We start from the raw sequence: 17,537 nt of genomic DNA, 5'->3' as shown, positions 1-17,537 counted from the left end.
ATTCAAGGTTAATTATCAACTTGCACCTGATTAGCCTGCCGCGGCCAAACCCGCCAACGGCCGACGCCCTGGAATCGCATTTAGCAGATTCCGGGTATATTCCTGCTGGGGCGAATGATACAGGGAGTCTACATCCCCCTGCTCCACCACCATCCCCTTGTACATGACCGCTACCTGATCCGCAATATGACGCACCACACGTAAATCATGTGTGATGAAAAGGTAGCTCAGCTGCATTTCCTGCTGCAGTTCGCGCAAGAGCAGCAATATCTGCGCTTGAATGGAAACATCCAGCGCCGAAACCGGTTCATCGCAGACCACCACCTTGGGCTCAAGCACCAAAGCACGGGCGATACCTATACGCTGACGCTGGCCACCGGAAAACTCATGCGGGTATTTCTGCAAATCAGCCTCGCTCAGGCCCACCCGCTTCACCATCTGTACGACCTTGCGTTGCCGCTCGGATGCAGTGCCAAGATCATGAATCAACAGGCCTTCGGCAATAATTTCACCGACGCGCATGCGCGGATTCAACGAGGCAAACGGATCCTGAAACACCATTTGCAGATCGCGACGTATCGCGCGCAAGTCCTTGCCGGACAATTTGGCCAGGTCATGGCCTTGAAATTGCACTTCGCCACTATCCAGGGGCAGCAATTGTAACAGACAACGGGCCAGGGTGGACTTGCCACTACCCGACTCGCCAACGACAGCCAGCGTTTCACCGGCATTCAGCTGTATGCTGACATCATCCAGCGCCTTTACCTTTTGCTGACCCAGGCCAAACAATCCGCCACGCTGGGGATATGTCTTGACCAGATGATTGGCAACCAGAATCGGTTCACTCATGGGTGGGCTCCATTTGTTAGCCAGGCATAATCAATCGGCTTTAACGGCTTTTTACCATCGGCATCGGGCACACAATCCAGCAAGGCCTTGGTATAAGGATGCTGCGGATTGCCGAGCACCTCTGCCACCGGGCCGGACTCGACAATCTCGCCACGGAACATGACCACCACATCGTCAGCAATATCCGCCACCACGCCAAAATCATGGGTAATGAACAGCATGCCCATGTTCATGCGGGTCTTGAGTTCGTCCAGCAATTTGAGAATCTGTGCCTGCACGGTCACATCCAGCGCGGTCGTCGGTTCATCGGCAATCAGCATGGCAGGCTCGCAGGCAATACTCATGGCAATCATCACACGCTGGCGCTGTCCACCAGAAAGCTCATCGGGATAACTGTCTGCACGCTCTGCCGGTATGCCGACCTGCTCAAGCAGGCTGCCAACCTTTGCCCGCAAGGCTTTTCCGCGCAGGCCAAGATGCTCGGTCAGGCTCTCCCCTATCTGGTAGCCCACCTTCAGCACAGGATTCAGCGAAGTCATTGGCTCCTGAAAAATCATGCCAATTTGCTTGCCGCGTATGCCGCGCATTTCTTCCGGACTCAGGGAGGCGAGATCACGCCCCTGAAAAATGACACGGCCATGGATGCGCTGCAATTGCTCGGACAGAAGCCCCATCACTGACAGCGCTGTGAGGCTTTTGCCGCTGCCCGACTCGCCTACCACGCAAGTGGTTTTGCCTGACTCCAGCACAAAAGATACCTGATTGACCAGCTTGCGCTGGGGCGATTTAACCGGGACAACCGTCAGTTCTTCCATGCGCAGCAAGGCAGTCATGGGCTCACTCCTTCAAATGTTGTATCGCCTGTAGCAAATCGAGTCGTTGTTGCTCGCCCCCGCCCAGCATGGGCTTGAGGGTGATCTGGCCAGCCTGGGCTTCATCATCGCCAAGGATCAATGCGAAACGCGCACCGCTGCGGTCCGCTTTTTTCATTTGCGACTTGAAGCTGCCGCCGCCGGCATGCAACGCAACCGAAATACCGGCATCGCGCAATTGCTCAGCCACTTGAGGTGCCAGCTTTTCGGCCTGCTCACCCAGATTCACCAGATAACCGTCTAACCCTTGCGCGGCCTCGATACCATATTCCTGCATCAGCAGAAATACGCGCTCAAGACCAATGCCAAAGCCGCAAGCTGGCGTAGCATCGCCACCCAAGCGCTCGACCAGGGTATCGTAACGCCCACCACCGGCAATGGTGCCCTGGCTGCCGAGACGGGTTGTCACCCACTCAAACACGGTACGGTTGTAATAATCCAGACCGCGCACCAGACGGGTATTCAACACAAAAGGAATATTCGCTGCTTTTAACAATGCACACACCGCATCAAAGTGGGCACGACTTTCCCCACCCAGGGTATCCAGCAAGCGCGGCGCGCCTTCTATCATGGCCTGCATGCGGGGATTCTTGCTATCCAGAATACGCAAGGGATTGGTATGCAGGCGACGCTTGGCATCCTCATCCAGCAGGTCGGCGTGTTGCTCAAAATAAGCGATGAGTACCTGACGGTATTCCGCCCGCTCGGCAGCATCGCCTATGGTGTTCAGTTGCAGCTCAACGTCAGTCAAGCCCAGTGCGCGCCACAAGCGGGCCAGCAGCATGATCTGCTCGGCATCGACTTCGGGCTGGGCATAACCGAATGCTTCCACGCCTATCTGATGAAACTGGCGCTGGCGGCCCTTTTGTACATTTTCATGACGGAACATCGGGCCCATATACCACAAGCGCTGCGGACCATTGTAGGTCAGACTGTGCTCTACCACGGCCCGCACGCAGCCCGCCGTGCCTTCTGGCCGCAGGGTCAGCTTGTCACCATTCAGCGCATCAACCCAGGAGTACATCTCTTTTTCCACGATATCGGTGTGCTCGCCCACGCTGCGAATGAAAAGATCGGTGGGCTCAACAATAGGCATGCGTATATTGCGATAGCCATACTGGCCCAGAACCTGACGAGCCGTGTCTTCCAGCTTTTGCCAGAGCGCAGTTTGCTCGGGCAAGATGTCGTAAAAACCTTTGATGCTTTGAAATTTATCAGCCATGTTATTTATTAATTGCTTTTTATATTGCCTTAAGCGGAATGGTCTTTTGCTGCAATGGCAGCGACTGACGCAGTTTGCCGCCCTCGGCGTAATTCTTTTGTACGTAGTCTTCCACTATCGTCTGAAACTCTTCAGCAATCGCGTCACCCTTGAGGGTGACGGTTTTCTGGCCATCCACAAAGACAGGCGCCACAGGCACTTCCCCCGTCCCCGGCAGGCTGATGCCAATATTCGCCAGCTTGGATTCTCCAGGGCCGTTAACGACACACCCCATGACAGCAACGCTCATCGTTTCCACACCCGGGTACTGACTGCGCCATATCGGCATTTGTTCACGCAGATAGCGCTGGATTTTTTGGGCGAGTTCCTGGAAGAACGTAGAGGTAGTGCGGCCACAGCCAGGGCAAGCTGTTACCAGCGGCGTAAAAGAACGGATTCCCATCACCTGCAAAATTTCTTGCGCCACGACCACTTCCTTGGTGCGGGCCTCTCCCGGCTCAGGCGTGAGGGATACACGGATGGTGTCGCCTATGCCCTCTTGCAGCAACAATGCCAGCGCCGCTGTAGAGGCCACGATGCCTTTGGATCCCATGCCGGCTTCGGTCAATCCAAGGTGCAAGGGATAAGTGCAACGGGAAGCAAGATCACGGTATACGGTCACCAGATCCTGTACATCACTTACCTTGCAGGAAATGGTAATGAAATTGGATGGCAGACCCAGCGCTTCGGCCTGGGCAGCGCTTTCCAGGGCCGATTGAATAAGGGCTTCGCGCATCAGGGCATCGGCCGACAAGGGTTCCGCACGCTGTGCGTTTTCGTCCATCATGCGCGCCATTTTTTCCTGATCCAGACTGCCCCAGTTCACGCCGATGCGCACGGGCTTCTGGTAATGGATGGCCGCTTCTATCATGGCGGCAAACTGCTCATCGCGCTTGCTGCCTTTGCCGACATTGCCGGGATTGATACGGTATTTGGCCAACGCTTCAGCACAATCAGGATATTGCGCCAGCAGTTTGTGTCCGTTGTAGTGAAAGTCGCCTACGAGCGGGACATTACAGCCCATGGCATCCAGTTCACGGCGAATGGTGCTAACTTGCGCGGCGGCTTCAGGGGAATTGACGGTAATACGCACCAGCTCGGAACCTGCCTGCCACAGCTCAAATACTTGCTGGACAGTCGCAGCCGCATCAGCGGTATCGGTATTGGTCATGGATTGCACGACTACCGGGGCGCCGCCGCCCAAGGGAACATGTCCCACCATCACCAGATTGCAGGGGCGGCGTTTCAAGGCTTGTTGCTGACTCACGATTACTCCAGTGTAATGCGGACGACGTTAAGCCGGTTGTATGGCGCGGTATCCACCGGTTTATCGTCATAAATCAATTGGCTACCGGCAGCGTTACCGATGGTCACCTTCAGGGGAGGTTCACCCTCCACGGCGTCTTCGCTACCGGCACGCTTGGTTTTATTGAAAATTTCTTTGCCATGGCGATCCACAATGCTGACCCAGCTATCTTCGGTAAACACCATGCGGACCTTATGCAAGGCCACGGAAGAAGTCGTGCTGTCAGCATTAGTGCTCGCGGGAGCGGCTGTTGCAGCGGGCGCGGCTGGCAATGGCTGTGCAGCAGGCGCTGTAGCAGATGGTGTAGAAGGAACGGCAGCCGCAGGAGCGGCCTGTGGCTCTACCGCGGGTACAGCGCTTGCCTGATCACTTGTTTGCTCAGGAGGAAGCGCAAAGGCCTCGCCTTGCGCAGGCGCCTGTGCAGCGGCGGACTCTCGTTCGGCCGCTGGCAGGGCTGCTTGTGGCAGGCTTTCTCCCTGAGCAGGACTCACTTCGCTACTGCTGCTACCTAGATGCAGATCAGGAATACCCGGTATCAAATTCTCGTCATACAACAGCCAGACACCTGCCCCCAGTAGCACCAGCACGCTGGCATAGATGTACTTTTTCCAATCCGTAGTACGCGACTGGGTAATGGGGATGTTGGCCGATGGGATACTGATATTCTTTTGCTCTTCCGAAGGCATTTGCGCGCGGTAAGCTGCCAGTAGAGGCTCGGCATCAATCTCAAGAAACTTGGCGTAATTGCGTATGAAGCCACGGGCAATGGTAGGCTCGGGCAGCAAGGAAAAGTCATCGGTCTCCAGCGCATGTATCTGGCGCTCACTGATGCGCAGGCGCGCATGAATGTCGATGACAGACAAGCCCTTTTGCTCACGCGCTGCACGCAAGATGGCGCCGATGGAGGATGCATGAGAAGACGCAGTACTTGCGGCTTCCTGCGTATCAGGTGTTACTGGTGTGGTTTCCGTCATTGCGCTTGTTGCCCTGAAAGAAGTGCCTTGGTTTGTTCGGAATTCGGGTATTTTTTACGCAGCAACAAGGCATAGCTTGCTTCTGCATCGCGATCACCCAGGATGCGTTCGATGCGAATACCCAGCCATAAAGTATCTGGCCCAGGGTTATTGACCAGGGCATTTTTCAGGGTATTGCGCGCAATACCCACCTGGCCTCGATTAAACTGGATGGTCGCCAACTGATAGGCGGCGGTTTGTAACAGAGGCTGCGCCTGCAAGGCTTTCTCAAGATAGCCCTCTGCAGACTTTTCATCCTTTTTCTTCAGCGCGCAAATCCCGGCATTCATATAGGCCACCCCTGGCGTGGCATACAGCGGGTTTTTAACCGCCTCGGTAAATTGCACGATGGACTCATCAATGCGGTTGCGCGAGCACAGGAAGGAGCCGTAATTGTTGCGCGACTCCGAATTATTGGGCTCAATCTGCAAGGCGCGCTTGAAGTTGCTGTCGGCCTTGGCATCTTCCCGCAATGCGCCATACACCAGCCCCAGACCGTTATAGGCCATGGCATAGCTGCCATCAATACGAATAGCCTCGGTAAACTCTTCGAGCGCAATCGCCATCTGGTTCTGCGCAAAATACCCCGCACCCAGCTCCGTATGAACACGGGCACGCTCGCGTGCACTCGTTTCGCCAGCACTGTAAGGCTGGGCTTGCTGCTCAGCGCATCCAGCCAGGCCGATCAACACTACCATCAGCCAACGTTTCAAACTGTTTTCTCCACCGATATAACCTGCATGACCTTGTTGCGTTCAGTACGCCGCGTTTTGTCCTGCACCTTGCCAGCCAGCTGACCACAGGCCGCATCGATATCATCGCCTCGCGTCTTGCGTGTTGTGACGACGTAATCTGCCTGCATCAGGACATCGCGGAAACGACGAATCGCCTCGGGCTTGGATGTGTCATAGCCACTATTAGGGAACGGATTGAATGGAATGAGGTTGAATTTGCATGGCACATCGCGCACGATATCCAGCAACTGACGGGCGTGCTCCACGCTGTCGTTCACCCCATCCAGCATCACATATTCAAATGTCACGAAGTCGCGCGGGGCTTTTTCAAGATAGCGCTGGCAAGCGGCCATCAGCTCCTTGATCGGGTATTTCTTGTTGATAGGCACAATGACATCACGCAGGGCATCGTTTGGTGCATGCAGTGACACGGCGAGTGCCACTGGACAAGCCTCACGCAGACGATCCATGGCAGGCACCATGCCCGAGGTGGAAACGGTGACGCGTCGACGACTCAGGCCATAAGCCGAGTCATCCAGCATGATATTGAGGGCCGTGACCACATTATCAAAATTGGCCAGCGGCTCGCCCATGCCCATCATCACCACATTACTGATAATGCGATCGCCCTTGGGGTCACGCCCCAACGCTTTGTTGGCGACCCACAGCTGGCCGATGATTTCAGACACGCTCAAATTGCGATTAAAACCCTGGCGCCCCGTAGAGCAAAACGTACATTCCAGCGCACAACCGACTTGTGAAGAGACACACAGCGTACCGCGCTCGGCTTCGGGGATGAATACCGTTTCCACCCCGTTTCCGGTCCCGGCATCAATCAGCCATTTACGGGTGCCATCTTCAGAAATCTGCTCAAGCTTGATTCCAGGCGGGGTGATTTCCGCCTGGTCTTTCAGCTTGTCGCGCAGCGATTTGGCAATATCCGTCATCTGATCAAAATCATGCACCCCGAAGTGATGCATCCAGCGCATCAACTGTTTGGCGCGAAAAGGCTTTTCGCCCAGGCCGTGAAAATACTCGGCGAGTTGAGGCTGGCTGTAATTGAGCAGATTAACGGTCATTGCAACTTAGCGGCTGTGAACTTGCGAAGCCGGGAAGAAGTAAGCGATTTCAATCGCTGCATTCTCAACGGAATCACTGCCATGCACGGCGTTGGCATCGATGCTTTCAGCGAAGTCAGCGCGGATGGTGCCAGGTGCGGCCTTCTTCGGATCAGTTGCGCCCATCAGGTCGCGGTGTGCCAGAACAGCGTTTTCGCCTTCCAGTACTTGAATAACCACAGGACCGGAGATCATGAACTTGACCAGGTCAGCAAAGAAAGGACGCTCTTTGTGCACAGCGTAGAAGCCTTCAGCTTCAGCTTGTGACAGTTGTGCCAGGCGGGAAGCAACAATCTTCAGGCCAGCATCTTCAAAGCGGGTGTAGATCTTGCCGATGACATTCTTGGCAACAGCATCGGGTTTGATAATGGAAAGGGTACGTTCAACAGCCATGATAGCTCCAAAAAATTAACACTACGAAAAACCGACTAAAATAGCATTTTAGCAGTTTAAAATAAACCCACGCGGCAAAATCCAGCCTTGCCGGGCAGGAGACTCTTGTTTACAGGATAAGCAAGCTTAAAGCGCGTTACGCTGGCGTCTTGCCTCGTAAAGGCAAATCCCACTTGCCACCGATACATTCAAGCTCTCCACCGAGCCGAACATGGGAATGCTTACCAGCGTATCGCAGGTTTCAGCGGTGAGACGACGCAAACCCGCACCTTCAGCCCCCAGCACCAGCGCCAATGGACCGTCCAGCTTGGTGGTGAACAGATTGCCCGGTGCATCGGCCGCAGCGCCAACAACAAATACTCCTGCCTCCTGCAACTCGCGCAGGGTACGCGCCAAATTGGTCACTGCGATGAAAGGAATCGTCTCGGCAGCACCGCACGCAACCTTACGCACGGTCGCATTCAAACCTGCCGCTCTATCCTTGGGGGCAATCACCGCATGTACGCCCATGGCATCCGCCACGCGCAGGCATGCACCCAGGTTATGAGGGTCTTCCACGCCATCCAGCACCAGGAAAAACGGGGGTTCGGTCAGATCCGACTCCAGAATATCGTGAATATCCTTGTACGGAATCGGCGTATCCACCACGCGTGCAATCACGCCCTGATGCCGGCCGTTAGCGCCTGCCATGCCATCCAGACGGGAGCGCTCTACCTGCATCAGACGCACAGAAGCACCTTCCGCCAGATTGATCAGGTCCTTCATGCGGGCGTCCACACGATCTTTGTCGATCAGGATTTCCTGCACGCTGGCCGCATGCTGACGCAGGCGGCTCAAGACGGCGTGAAATCCAAACAATATACGGCTATCACTCATTACAACTTATGACCTTTTACTGGTTTTACGGGAGGACACCTTGGCGCCTGATTTTGCGCCAGGCTTGGATGCGCTGCTTTTTCTGGGCTTGGCAGCAGGTTTGGCTGCTGACTTGCTGCGCGACGGCTTGGCTGCCGTGCGAGGCCGGGCTCCAGCGCTGGCTGCAGGCTTTCTATCGGCAGAGCGGCGCGGCTTGGCGAGCCGAATTGTATCACCATCTGCCCCACCCTCCTGCGCAAAGGCTTCATCCGGCACGGTATTTTTTGCCTTGTCAGACGAGGCCAGCACAAAGTCGATGCGACTGACTTCCAGGTCCACCCGGCTTATCTTGACGCGCAGGCGATCACCGAGGCGGTATTTCACGCCCGTACGCTCCCCTGCCATTTCGTGGCGGGTCTTGTCGTAGATGAAGTAGTCGTTGCCGAGCTCGGTCACATGCAACAGGCCTTCGACAAAAATACCGTCCAGCGCGACGAACAACCCAAAACTGGTGACGCCAGCCACGGTACCGGCAAATTCCTCGCCGATTTTATCCTGCATGTAATAGCACTTGAGCCAGGCCTGAACATCACGGGTGGCATCATCCGCGCGCCGCTCGGTCATGGAGCAATGCTGGCCCAGGGCCTGCCAGTCTCCCGCCTTGTAGCGCTCGCCATTCAGCACGGCCTTGATGGCGCGATGCACCAGCAAGTCAGGGTAACGGCGAATGGGCGAGGTAAAGTGGGTGTAAGCCTCATATGCCAAGCCAAAGTGGCCGACATTATCCGGGCTGTAAACCGCCTGTTGCATGGAACGCAGGAGAACGGTTTGCAAGAGCTGCTCATCCGGGCGCCCCTTGATGCGGGAGATGACCTTGCCGTAATCCTTGGCATGCGGGGTATCTCCACCGCCTACACCAAAGCCGAACTCACCCAGGAACGTACGCAGAGCTTCCAGTTTTTCCGGGGTAGGGCCTTCGTGAATACGATACAGACCGGGCTGCTCGTGCTGTATCAAAAAGTCAGCGGAACAGACATTGGCCGCCAGCATGCACTCTTCAATCAACCGATGCGCCTCATTGCGCGTCACAGCTTCAATGCGGTCTATCTTGCCGTTATCGTTAAAAATCATGAGGGTTTCGGTGCTTTCAAACTCAATCGCACCGCGCTTTTCTCTGGCCTTGAGCAATATCTTGTAAAGACTGTACAGATGGTCGATGTGCGGAACCAGCCATGCATACTCTTTTGCCAGCTCTCCATCCGGGTGGCTGATGATGTCATACACCTTGGTGTAGGTCATGCGAGCCTTGGAGCGCATCACGGATGGGTAGAATTCATAGCGCTTGATCTTGCCCAGAGCATCAATCTGCATATCGCAAACCATGCACAAGCGCTCCACATCCGGGTTAAGCGAACACAGGCCATTGGAAAGTGCTTCCGGCAACATGGGGATCACGCGGCGCGGGAAGTAGACCGAATTACCCCTGTCGTACGCATCCTTGTCCAGCGCATCGCCAGGCTTCACGTAAAAACTGACATCGGCAATCGCCACTACCAGACGCCAGCCTTTGCCTTGCGGCTCGCAGTAGACAGCATCATCAAAATCCCGCGCGGTTTCGCCATCAATGGTGATCAATGGCATGTCACGCAAATCGATACGGCCCTTGTAATCCGCTGGGCGCACCTGTTTGGGATACTTGGCCGCCTGTTTTTCCGCTTCCGCAGAAAACTCATACGGCAATTGATGCTTGCGCAAGGCGATTTCGATCTCCATGCCGGAGTCCGCATAGTTGCCCAATACTTCTACCACTTTGCCGATAGGCTTGGCATAGGCCGACGGCTGCTCAATCAGCTCCACCATCACGACCTGGCCTGCACCGGCATTCATGTCCTGTCCGGGCGGCACCAGAATATCCTGATTCACCCGCTTGTCTTCAGCGGCGACAAAGGTCACACCCTGCTCGCGAATCAAACGCCCCACCAGCTTTTTGGTCGAACGCTCCAGCACTTCCACAATCTTGCCCTCGGGACGTCCGCGGCGGTCAAAGCCGGCGGGACGCACCATGACACGGTCACCGTGCATGACTTGCGACATTTCACGCGGACTCAAAAACAGATCATCCCCGCCATGGTCAGGCACCAGAAAGCCAAACCCATCAGCATGCCCGACCACACGGCCAGCAATCAGATTCAGCTTCTCGGCAATACACAGCGCACCCTTGCGATTGCGCATGATTTGACCATCGCGCTCCATCGCATTCAGACGACGATTAAAAATCTCCCGCTCTTCTTCCGAAATGCCGACCAGCTCATATAACTGCTCAACACTCACGGGCACCCCCTGCTCGGTCATCACATCAAGGATGAACTCCCGACTGGGCAGGGGGTTAGCATAATTCTCGGCTTCGCGCTTGGCATAAGGATCGGCTTTACGCACTTGGCTTATACTGGCGTTACGCGATTTCTTTTTCATTCTTTAAATATTCCATTTGACAAACTTTTTTGTTGATATAAAATCTCGGCTCTTTCGATGCACAAGCATCTAAGAAAGCCCAGATGGCGGAATTGGTAGACGCGCATGGTTCAGGTCCATGTGCCTTCGGGTGTGGAGGTTCGAGTCCTCTTCTGGGCACCAGATACAAACAAAACGCACTGTACATTTTAGATGTCGGTGCGTTTTTGTTTTTGGCCTCGACGATGGGCATAAGTGCTTTATCAATGCTCTAGTTTCAATCTCGAATTGATTATACAGAAGACCGCCCGGCTTGATATTGCCGAATCATGACATGCAGGGGTTTAGTTGAATCTGATGCATGTTGAAATCCACGGCGTAACATCAATCCGCCTGCAGAAGATAAACCCGCCAGAGAGCTCCAGCGGTCGACAATCACATCAAGCTTCAGAACGTTTTAATTAACGTTCAGTGCATAAATGGCAGGCAGGTTACGCCACCAGCCATATACATCCATCCCACAGCCGAAAACATAGCGATTGGGTACGGATAAGCCAACATAATCGGCCTGAATGGGTTTGACGCGCTCGAGATCTTTTTCGACCAGCACAGCAATCACCACTTCGGCAGCGCCGTGGGCCAGGCATTTCTCACGTATGGCCGCCAGGGTTTGTCCCTCATCAAGAATATCATCCAGCAGCAATACGGTTTTGCCACGCACATTATCGCGTGGCTCAACAGTCCAAACCAGTTGCTCACCTTCGGTTTTTTCATGATATCGGCTGGCTTGCACATAATCGAACTCAAGCGGAAAACCAAGCTGGGGCAGGAGCTGACCGGAAAATACAACGGCGCCACCCATCACACACATGACCAGCGGCTCGGTACCGGCGATGCGTGCCGATATCTTCTTGGCAAGCACCGCAATCGCATTCCTGACATCTTCTTCAGTGTAAATAATCTCTGACTGTTGAAGAATTTGCTCTGGATTAACGGATCGATTTGCCACACATGCCCCTTTGTTGATTACTTTTCGACAAAATACCACATATCCGCATAAATGCTTAGCCATGCCCCCTTAATGAAGGGTAGACGACTGCGGTCCGAGGGTGCGTTTGGTTTCAGTGGCAACCTTAGTGGTGTCTTGATGCTGATATTCCTGCACCCACAGCTTCAGCTCCTGCTTGATCGTCGCCTCATCCGCATTCAAGGTAGTGGCTATCCATTTGAGCAAGGCGTGTACCCAGGTCAAGTCAGCGGAGCGGGCAATGGCAATGCGCAGTTTTTCGTGAGGCGTCGGCAAGGTATGTTCATCATCGGCGAGCAGCTCTTCATATAACTTCTCTCCAGGGCGCAGGCCGGTGAAGACGATTTCGATTTCATCGTCCTGCAGGCCAGACAGTTTGATCATATCGCGAGCCAGATCAGCAATCTTCACCGACTCACCCATATCCAGCACAAAAATCTCGCTGCCCTTACCCATCAAGCCCGCCTGCATGACGAGCTGGGTAGCCTCGGGAATAGACATGAAATAACGGGTGATATCCGGATGAGTCACGGTGACAGGCCCCCCCTTGGCAATCTGTTCACGGAACTTGGGAATAACACTGCCGCTACTGCCCAGGACATTGCCAAAGCGGACAATAACAAAACGGGTGCCATGACTTTCCTGCAGGCCCTGGCACACCATTTCCGCCAACCGTTTGCTGGCCCCCATCACATTAGTCGGATTCACGGCTTTATCGGTCGAAATCAGCACGAATTTGGCAACACCGGCCTCTTTCGCAAGGCTGGCAAGGGTATAAGTCCCGAGCACATTGTTATGCAGGGCTTCCGACACATTGCCGGTTTCCATCATGGGCACATGCTTGTAGGCGGCTGCATGAAAGATGACAGCCGGCTTGGTCTGCTGTAACAGATGACGAAGACGTTCCGCGTTCTTCACATCGCCAACCACATATTCAATATCGGCAGGCCGGTTGCTCATCGCTGAGAACTCCTGCTCCAGCTTATATAAAGCGAACTCCGAGATATCAAGACAGATCAGCTTGGCTGGCTTGAATGCCAGTATCTGACGGCAGAGCTCCGAACCGATCGAGCCACCAGCACCGCTCACCATGACCACCTGAGCCTGCAGGAGAGCGTGCATGCCTTCGGTGTCGAGTTGCACAGGCTCCCGCCCCAGCAGATCTTCCACTTCAACCCGACGTATTTGTGAAATGCTGACCTTGCCATTCATCAAGTCTTCCACCGAAGGCACCGTCAGGATGGTCAATGCATGCGCATTGGCTTTTTCCACGGCGGCCCTTCTCTGCTGATGCGAGGCGGAAGGCATGGCCACAATCACATGCTCCACCTGGTAGCGACGTGAAAAATAGCCTATGTCATCAATATTCCCCAGCACCTTGACGCCCAGCAGCTGGCGCCCATGCATGGCCTCATCGTCATCCAGCATGCCCACCACGCGCCACTCCTGGCTGCGCGTCAGGTCCTTGAGCAGATTGATGGCCGACGTACCCGCTCCCAGCAGCAGAACGGGCTGCCCCTGAGAGTGAAAAGCCCCATACAGGCGATGCTCTTTCCAATAGCGATAGAGAAAGCGGCTCCCTCCCATGCCCAATACCAGCAACATGGGGTCGAGGATCAGCACTGAACGAGGAATCACGCCATGTGGCTTGGTCATGAAAATGACCGCCACCACCGTCGCAGCGGCCGTCGCGACAGCGAATAGAATACGCTTGAGATCGGGCAGGCTGGCAAAGCGCCAGACGCCGCGATACAGCCCAAAATTGATAAAAAACACGAACTGCAAAGGCACTATCCACAGCATGGCCTGCAGCATGGAATCCTGGAATGCGGAGGGAATCTGAAAGTTAAAACGCAATGCAAAAGCGAAATACCATGCAGCAACAGCCACCGTCAGATCATGCAAAACCGCAGCCGCCGTACGTGGATTCGCCATGCGCCGATATTGCGACCAATGGTCGCGCAATTTATTTTTAAAACCTGGCATACCGTACCGCACTAAAAAGGTATTGCAATTCTACTTAACCTTAAGCGATTAATAGAGATAATTTTAGGCGTTTTACATTATCAGGCGGTTTGATAGACCGCATCTTGGCAAGGTGAGGATTGTTTGCGCTTGCGACAAAGCAAGCAGACTGGCCATATCCTGCATCACAGCGGACGTTGGGCAAGGCCAGGCTGACAGCTTATAGTCGGTGATCCGTCATGCCACGGACGCTTAATCACTGCCAAACAAATCGCGCGTAAACACCTTGTCCGCCACATCCGCCAGTTCCTTGGCCATGCGGTTGGAGACGATCACATCGGCCTTTTGCTTGAAGGCTTCCAGATCATTCACCACCTTGGAGCGGAAGAACTCGGGCTCAGTGAGCACAGGCTCATACACAATCACTTCAATCCCCTTGGCCTTGATGCGCTTCATGATGCCCTGGATGCTGGAGGCACGGAAGTTATCTGAACCGCTCTTCATGATGAGGCGATAGATACCAACGACATTCGGCTTGCGCTTGATGATGCTGTCCGCCACGAAGTCCTTGCGGGTGGTGTTGGACTGCACAATGGCGTTGATCAGTGTTTGCGGTACATTGTTGAAGTTCGCCAGCAACTGCTTGGTGTCCTTAGGCAGGCAGTAGCCACCATAGCCAAACGAAGGATTGTTGTAGTGGCTGCCAATACGCGGATCCAGGCCCACGCCTTCGATAATCTGCTTGGTGTCCAGGCCATGGGTCAGTGCATAGCTGTCCAGCTCGTTGAAATACGCCACGCGCATGGCGAGATAGGTGTTGGCAAACAGCTTGATGGCCTCGGCTTCGGAGCTATCGGTAAACAGCAGCGGGATATTCTCTTTCAGTGCGCCTTCTTGTAGCAGCCGGGCAAAGGTTTCGGCACGGGCGGACTTCTCGCCCACCACGATACGGGAAGGATAGAGGTTGTCGTAAAGCGCTTTGCCTTCCCGCAGGAATTCCGGCGAGAAGATCAGGTTATTGGTCTGGTATTTTTCTCGGGCACCAACAGTAAAGCCGACCGGAATGGTGGACTTGATGATCATCACGGCATTCGGTGCGTAGGTCTTGACGTCGCGAATCACGGCTTCTACCGAGCCGGTATTGAAGTAGTTGGTCTCGGGGTCGTAATCGGTCGGGGTAGCGATGATGACATAGTCAGCGCCCTCATAGGCCGCCTGCTTGTCCATGGTGGCCTTGAAGTTCAGGGTCTTGGTGGCGAGATACTCTTCAATCTCGGCATCGGCAATCGGCGATTGCTTGCGGTTCAGCATCTCCACCTTCTCCGGCACGATGTCGAGCGCGACCACTTCGTTTTTCTGGGCCAGCAACACCGCCATGGAAAGTCCTACGTAGCCGGTACCGGCAATTGCTATCTTCATCTAGTGACTCCTGAGTCTGTGGAATTTATTAAGGTCATCAATGACATATTCTGCCAAGCAAAAATCGTGACAGCCAAGGCTGAAAGCCGCATGACATGCGAGTGACTGGTCAGAGATTTTCGCCATTGTTTGTTTATTCTGATTGACGTGTTTAGTGTTTCTCATGAGATGCCTGGCGCATGCCTCATTGTAATCTGCTGTGCTGCCTCGTCACAATTTTAGTTGGCTCCCGGCCCGCACCTCGCCTTCAGGTGAGCAGGTTACGTTTCTCCCTCGGATACCCCTCTGCAACTGTTCATGATCGCCGACAGTCTTACCCGTAAATCGAGATTATTTATGATGCCTCAAGTTATATAATTCCAAGTAACTCACCGCAATAGTCCATGGAGACCATACCCAATGCCAACTTTACTTGTTACAGGCGCCAATCGTGGCCTGGGCCTGGAATTTACCCGCCAATATGCCGAAGCCGGCTGGCAGGTGCACGCATGCTGCCGCAGGCCTGAAGACAGCCATGCACTCAAAGCCTTGCATACCGCGCACCTGGACCGCATCACCCTGCACAAGCTGGATGTCGCGGATTTCAATCAGATAGACAAGCTGGCCGAGACACTCGCCGACACGCCAATTGATGTACTCATCAACAACGCCGGGATCTATCCCGACCATGCAGGCAGCCGCCTGAGCAATGCCGATTATGAAGCCTGGCTGACAGCATTCCGCGTCAACAGCATGTCACCCCTGAAAATGGCGCAGGCATTTGCTTCACACGTGGCAAAAAGCAGCGAGAAAAAAATCATCAACATCACCAGCAAAATGGGCAGCATTGCCGACAATGGCAGTGGCGGCCACTATATTTACCGCTCCAGCAAAACGGCGCTGAATAGCGTGAGCAAGAGCCTGGCGATTGATCTGGGCAATCAGGGTATCAGTGTGCTCGTGCTGCATCCAGGCTGGGTGCAAACCGACATGGGCGGCCCCAACGGCTTGATCAATGCCGAGCAAAGTGTCAGCGGCATGCGCCAGGTCATCGCCAAACTGACCCCCAAGCAGAGCGGGCAATTCATTGCGTATGACGGACAAGCCATCCCCTGGTGAAGAAGATCAGCTGCCTACCCGGCCCTTGATCTTCAAGGGCCGAGGCAGCACCAGCAACCAGAACGGGCGTTTCGAGCAATTGCAGCGCGAAGCCTTTGATGACGGCTGGGCACAGGAAGACGCCGACACTGGCACGCCGCGACTGATCACCGAGATCATCCACGATAGCAGTCGCAGTATCCTGCAGTACAACGACTCGCCCGATATCCCGTTTGACCGTTCCATCAACCCCTACCGTGGCTGTGAGCATGGCTGCATCTATTGCTATGCGCGCCCCAGCCATACCTACCTCGGGTTTTCGGCCGGGCTGGATTTTGAGAGCCGCATATTGGTGAAGCCTGATGCCGCTGCCCTGTTACGCCAGGCGCTGGCAAAGCCAGGCTATGTGTGTCAGCCGATCGCCATGGGGACCAATACCGACCCCTATCAACCACTGGAACGGCAGCAGCGCATCACGCGCCAGATCATTGAAGTGTTGGCCGAACACCAGCATCCCCTCACCATCGTCACCAAATCTGCCATGGTAGAGCGAGACATTGATCTGCTGGCGCCGATGGCAGCCCAGAATCTGGCGCGCGTCTTCATGTCAATTACCACCCTGGATCGCCATCTCAGCCGCGTCATGGAGCCGCGCGCCGCCGCGCCAGAACGTCGCCTGCAAACACTGGAAAGATTGTCCAAAGCAGGTATTCCCTGCGGCGTCATGACAGCACCCATGATTCCCGCGCTGAATGATGCGGAGATGGAACATATTCTGGAACATGCCCATGCAGCAGGTGCGCGCTATGCCGGCTATGTATTGCTGCGGCTGCCTTTGGAGGTGGCTCCGCTTTTTGAAGAATGGCTGCAACACCACTTTCCACTGAAGGCGGCGCATGTCATGAGCATCATCCGGCAATCACGTGGGGGCAAAGCCTACGATGCCCAGTTTCATCAGCGCATGCGCGGACAAGGCATATTTGCCGATCTGCTAGCGCAGCGCTTCCGCCTGGCCGCGAGCAAACTGGGATTCATGCAGGAGCGCAGCCCTTTGAATACCAGCATTTTCCGGCCGCTCGCCGCGACGACTGCTCGCACAGCCAAAAAGCTGACACCGCAACGCGATCTGTTTGAGTAAGGGAGTAAGAGAAGAACTTGGTGAGCTAGCGCAAAAGACGCTCACCAGGTGGATCGCAG

15 protein-coding genes and 1 tRNA gene are annotated in these 17,537 nt (G+C 54.8%); 3 read left to right on the top strand and 13 right to left on the bottom strand.

Annotated features, from left to right (window positions below):
- Positions 1–30: 30 nt before the first annotated feature.
- The 10 genes from FNL37_RS05690 to rnr form a co-directional block, all read right to left on the bottom strand.
- Complete coding sequence (locus FNL37_RS05690) at positions 31–849, bottom strand: ATP-binding cassette domain-containing protein (RefSeq protein ID WP_159355441.1); 819 nt, start codon at positions 847–849, stop codon at positions 31–33.
- Complete coding sequence (locus tag FNL37_RS05685) at positions 846–1,682, bottom strand: ATP-binding cassette domain-containing protein (RefSeq protein ID WP_159355439.1); 837 nt, start codon at positions 1,680–1,682, stop codon at positions 846–848. The genes FNL37_RS05690 and FNL37_RS05685 overlap by 4 nt, the downstream gene beginning before the upstream one ends.
- Positions 1,683–1,686: 4 nt before the next feature.
- Positions 1,687–2,943: a histidine--tRNA ligase gene (gene hisS, locus FNL37_RS05680; protein WP_159355437.1), complete on the bottom strand. Its 1,257-nt coding sequence runs from the start codon at positions 2,941–2,943 to the stop codon at positions 1,687–1,689.
- A gap of 19 nt (positions 2,944–2,962) precedes the next feature.
- Positions 2,963–4,249 carry a flavodoxin-dependent (E)-4-hydroxy-3-methylbut-2-enyl-diphosphate synthase gene (gene ispG, locus FNL37_RS05675; RefSeq protein ID WP_013442491.1) on the bottom strand — a complete coding sequence of 429 codons (1,287 nt, stop codon included), beginning with the start codon at positions 4,247–4,249 and terminating at the stop codon, positions 2,963–2,965.
- Positions 4,250–4,251: 2 nt separating this feature from the next.
- Complete coding sequence (locus FNL37_RS05670; protein ID WP_159355436.1) at positions 4,252–5,262, bottom strand: helix-turn-helix domain-containing protein; 1,011 nt, start codon at positions 5,260–5,262, stop codon at positions 4,252–4,254.
- Positions 5,259–6,014 (bottom strand): type IV pilus biogenesis/stability protein PilW, encoded by a 756-nt coding sequence (pilW, locus tag FNL37_RS05665; RefSeq protein ID WP_015830368.1) that lies wholly within the window; start codon positions 6,012–6,014, stop codon positions 5,259–5,261. The genes FNL37_RS05670 and pilW overlap by 4 nt, the downstream gene beginning before the upstream one ends.
- Positions 6,011–7,114: a dual-specificity RNA methyltransferase RlmN gene (rlmN, locus tag FNL37_RS05660; protein ID WP_013442494.1), complete on the bottom strand. Its 1,104-nt coding sequence runs from the start codon at positions 7,112–7,114 to the stop codon at positions 6,011–6,013. Before rlmN ends, pilW begins: the two co-directional genes overlap by 4 nt.
- A 6-nt stretch (positions 7,115–7,120) precedes the next feature.
- Positions 7,121–7,546 (bottom strand): nucleoside-diphosphate kinase, encoded by a 426-nt coding sequence (ndk, locus tag FNL37_RS05655; RefSeq protein WP_013442495.1) that lies wholly within the window; start codon positions 7,544–7,546, stop codon positions 7,121–7,123.
- 126 nt (positions 7,547–7,672) lie between these two features.
- A complete protein-coding gene (gene rlmB / locus FNL37_RS05650; RefSeq protein ID WP_159355434.1) occupies positions 7,673–8,422 on the bottom strand; it encodes a 23S rRNA (guanosine(2251)-2'-O)-methyltransferase RlmB in 750 nt (249 codons plus the stop codon).
- A gap of 6 nt (positions 8,423–8,428) precedes the next feature.
- On the bottom strand, positions 8,429–10,873 hold the full coding sequence (rnr, locus tag FNL37_RS05645; protein WP_159355432.1) for a ribonuclease R: 2,445 nt from the start codon (positions 10,871–10,873) through the stop codon (positions 8,429–8,431).
- A gap of 77 nt (positions 10,874–10,950) precedes the next feature.
- Between rnr and FNL37_RS05640 the strand changes: the two genes are divergently transcribed.
- A tRNA-Leu gene (locus FNL37_RS05640) sits at positions 10,951–11,035 on the top strand.
- A 274-nt stretch (positions 11,036–11,309) separates the two neighbouring features.
- On the opposite strand, the gene FNL37_RS05635 is transcribed toward FNL37_RS05640, so the two are convergent.
- From FNL37_RS05635 to FNL37_RS05625, 3 genes are all read right to left on the bottom strand, one after another.
- Positions 11,310–11,861 (bottom strand): hypoxanthine-guanine phosphoribosyltransferase, encoded by a 552-nt coding sequence (locus tag FNL37_RS05635; RefSeq protein ID WP_013442498.1) that lies wholly within the window; start codon positions 11,859–11,861, stop codon positions 11,310–11,312.
- A gap of 69 nt (positions 11,862–11,930) precedes the next feature.
- Positions 11,931–13,865: a polysaccharide biosynthesis protein gene (locus tag FNL37_RS05630; protein ID WP_159355430.1), complete on the bottom strand. Its 1,935-nt coding sequence runs from the start codon at positions 13,863–13,865 to the stop codon at positions 11,931–11,933.
- Positions 13,866–14,096: 231 nt separating this feature from the next.
- Positions 14,097–15,263, bottom strand: coding sequence for a nucleotide sugar dehydrogenase (locus tag FNL37_RS05625; RefSeq protein ID WP_159355428.1), 1,167 nt, complete (start codon positions 15,261–15,263; stop codon positions 14,097–14,099).
- Positions 15,264–15,662: 399 nt separating this feature from the next.
- Here FNL37_RS05625 and FNL37_RS05620 point away from each other — a divergent pair, with 399 nt between their 5' ends.
- Both FNL37_RS05620 and FNL37_RS05615 read left to right on the top strand, forming a co-directional pair.
- Positions 15,663–16,361: an SDR family oxidoreductase gene (locus tag FNL37_RS05620; RefSeq protein WP_159355426.1), complete on the top strand. Its 699-nt coding sequence runs from the start codon at positions 15,663–15,665 to the stop codon at positions 16,359–16,361.
- Positions 16,336–17,478, top strand: a complete 1,143-nt coding sequence (locus FNL37_RS05615; RefSeq protein WP_159355424.1) for a PA0069 family radical SAM protein — start codon at positions 16,336–16,338, stop codon at positions 17,476–17,478. The genes FNL37_RS05620 and FNL37_RS05615 overlap by 26 nt, the downstream gene beginning before the upstream one ends.
- The last annotated feature ends 59 nt before the right edge of the window (positions 17,479–17,537 follow it).

Origin of the sequence: Methylovorus glucosotrophus (assembly GCF_009858335.1) — a bacterium.
Taxonomy (GTDB): domain Bacteria; phylum Pseudomonadota; class Gammaproteobacteria; order Burkholderiales; family Methylophilaceae; genus Methylovorus; species Methylovorus glucosotrophus.
This window is presented reverse-complemented; position numbering and strand designations above follow the sequence as displayed.

Coding starts and splice junctions, on each gene's coding strand:
- FNL37_RS05690 (WP_159355441.1), bottom strand. CDS start 849: ATGAGTGAACCGATTCTGGTTGCCAATCATCTGGTCAAGACATATCCC.
- FNL37_RS05685 (WP_159355439.1), bottom strand. CDS start 1,682: ATGACTGCCTTGCTGCGCATGGAAGAACTGACGGTTGTCCCGGTTAAA.
- hisS (WP_159355437.1), bottom strand. CDS start 2,943: ATGGCTGATAAATTTCAAAGCATCAAAGGTTTTTACGACATCTTGCCC.
- FNL37_RS05670 (WP_159355436.1), bottom strand. CDS start 5,262: ATGACGGAAACCACACCAGTAACACCTGATACGCAGGAAGCCGCAAGT.
- rlmN (WP_013442494.1), bottom strand. CDS start 7,114: ATGACCGTTAATCTGCTCAATTACAGCCAGCCTCAACTCGCCGAGTAT.
- ndk (WP_013442495.1), bottom strand. CDS start 7,546: ATGGCTGTTGAACGTACCCTTTCCATTATCAAACCCGATGCTGTTGCC.
- rlmB (WP_159355434.1), bottom strand. CDS start 8,422: ATGAGTGATAGCCGTATATTGTTTGGATTTCACGCCGTCTTGAGCCGC.
- rnr (WP_159355432.1), bottom strand. CDS start 10,873: ATGAAAAAGAAATCGCGTAACGCCAGTATAAGCCAAGTGCGTAAAGCC.
- FNL37_RS05630 (WP_159355430.1), bottom strand. CDS start 13,865: ATGCCAGGTTTTAAAAATAAATTGCGCGACCATTGGTCGCAATATCGG.
- FNL37_RS05625 (WP_159355428.1), bottom strand. CDS start 15,263: ATGAAGATAGCAATTGCCGGTACCGGCTACGTAGGACTTTCCATGGCG.
- FNL37_RS05620 (WP_159355426.1), top strand. CDS start 15,663: ATGCCAACTTTACTTGTTACAGGCGCCAATCGTGGCCTGGGCCTGGAA.
- FNL37_RS05615 (WP_159355424.1), top strand. CDS start 16,336: ATGACGGACAAGCCATCCCCTGGTGAAGAAGATCAGCTGCCTACCCGG.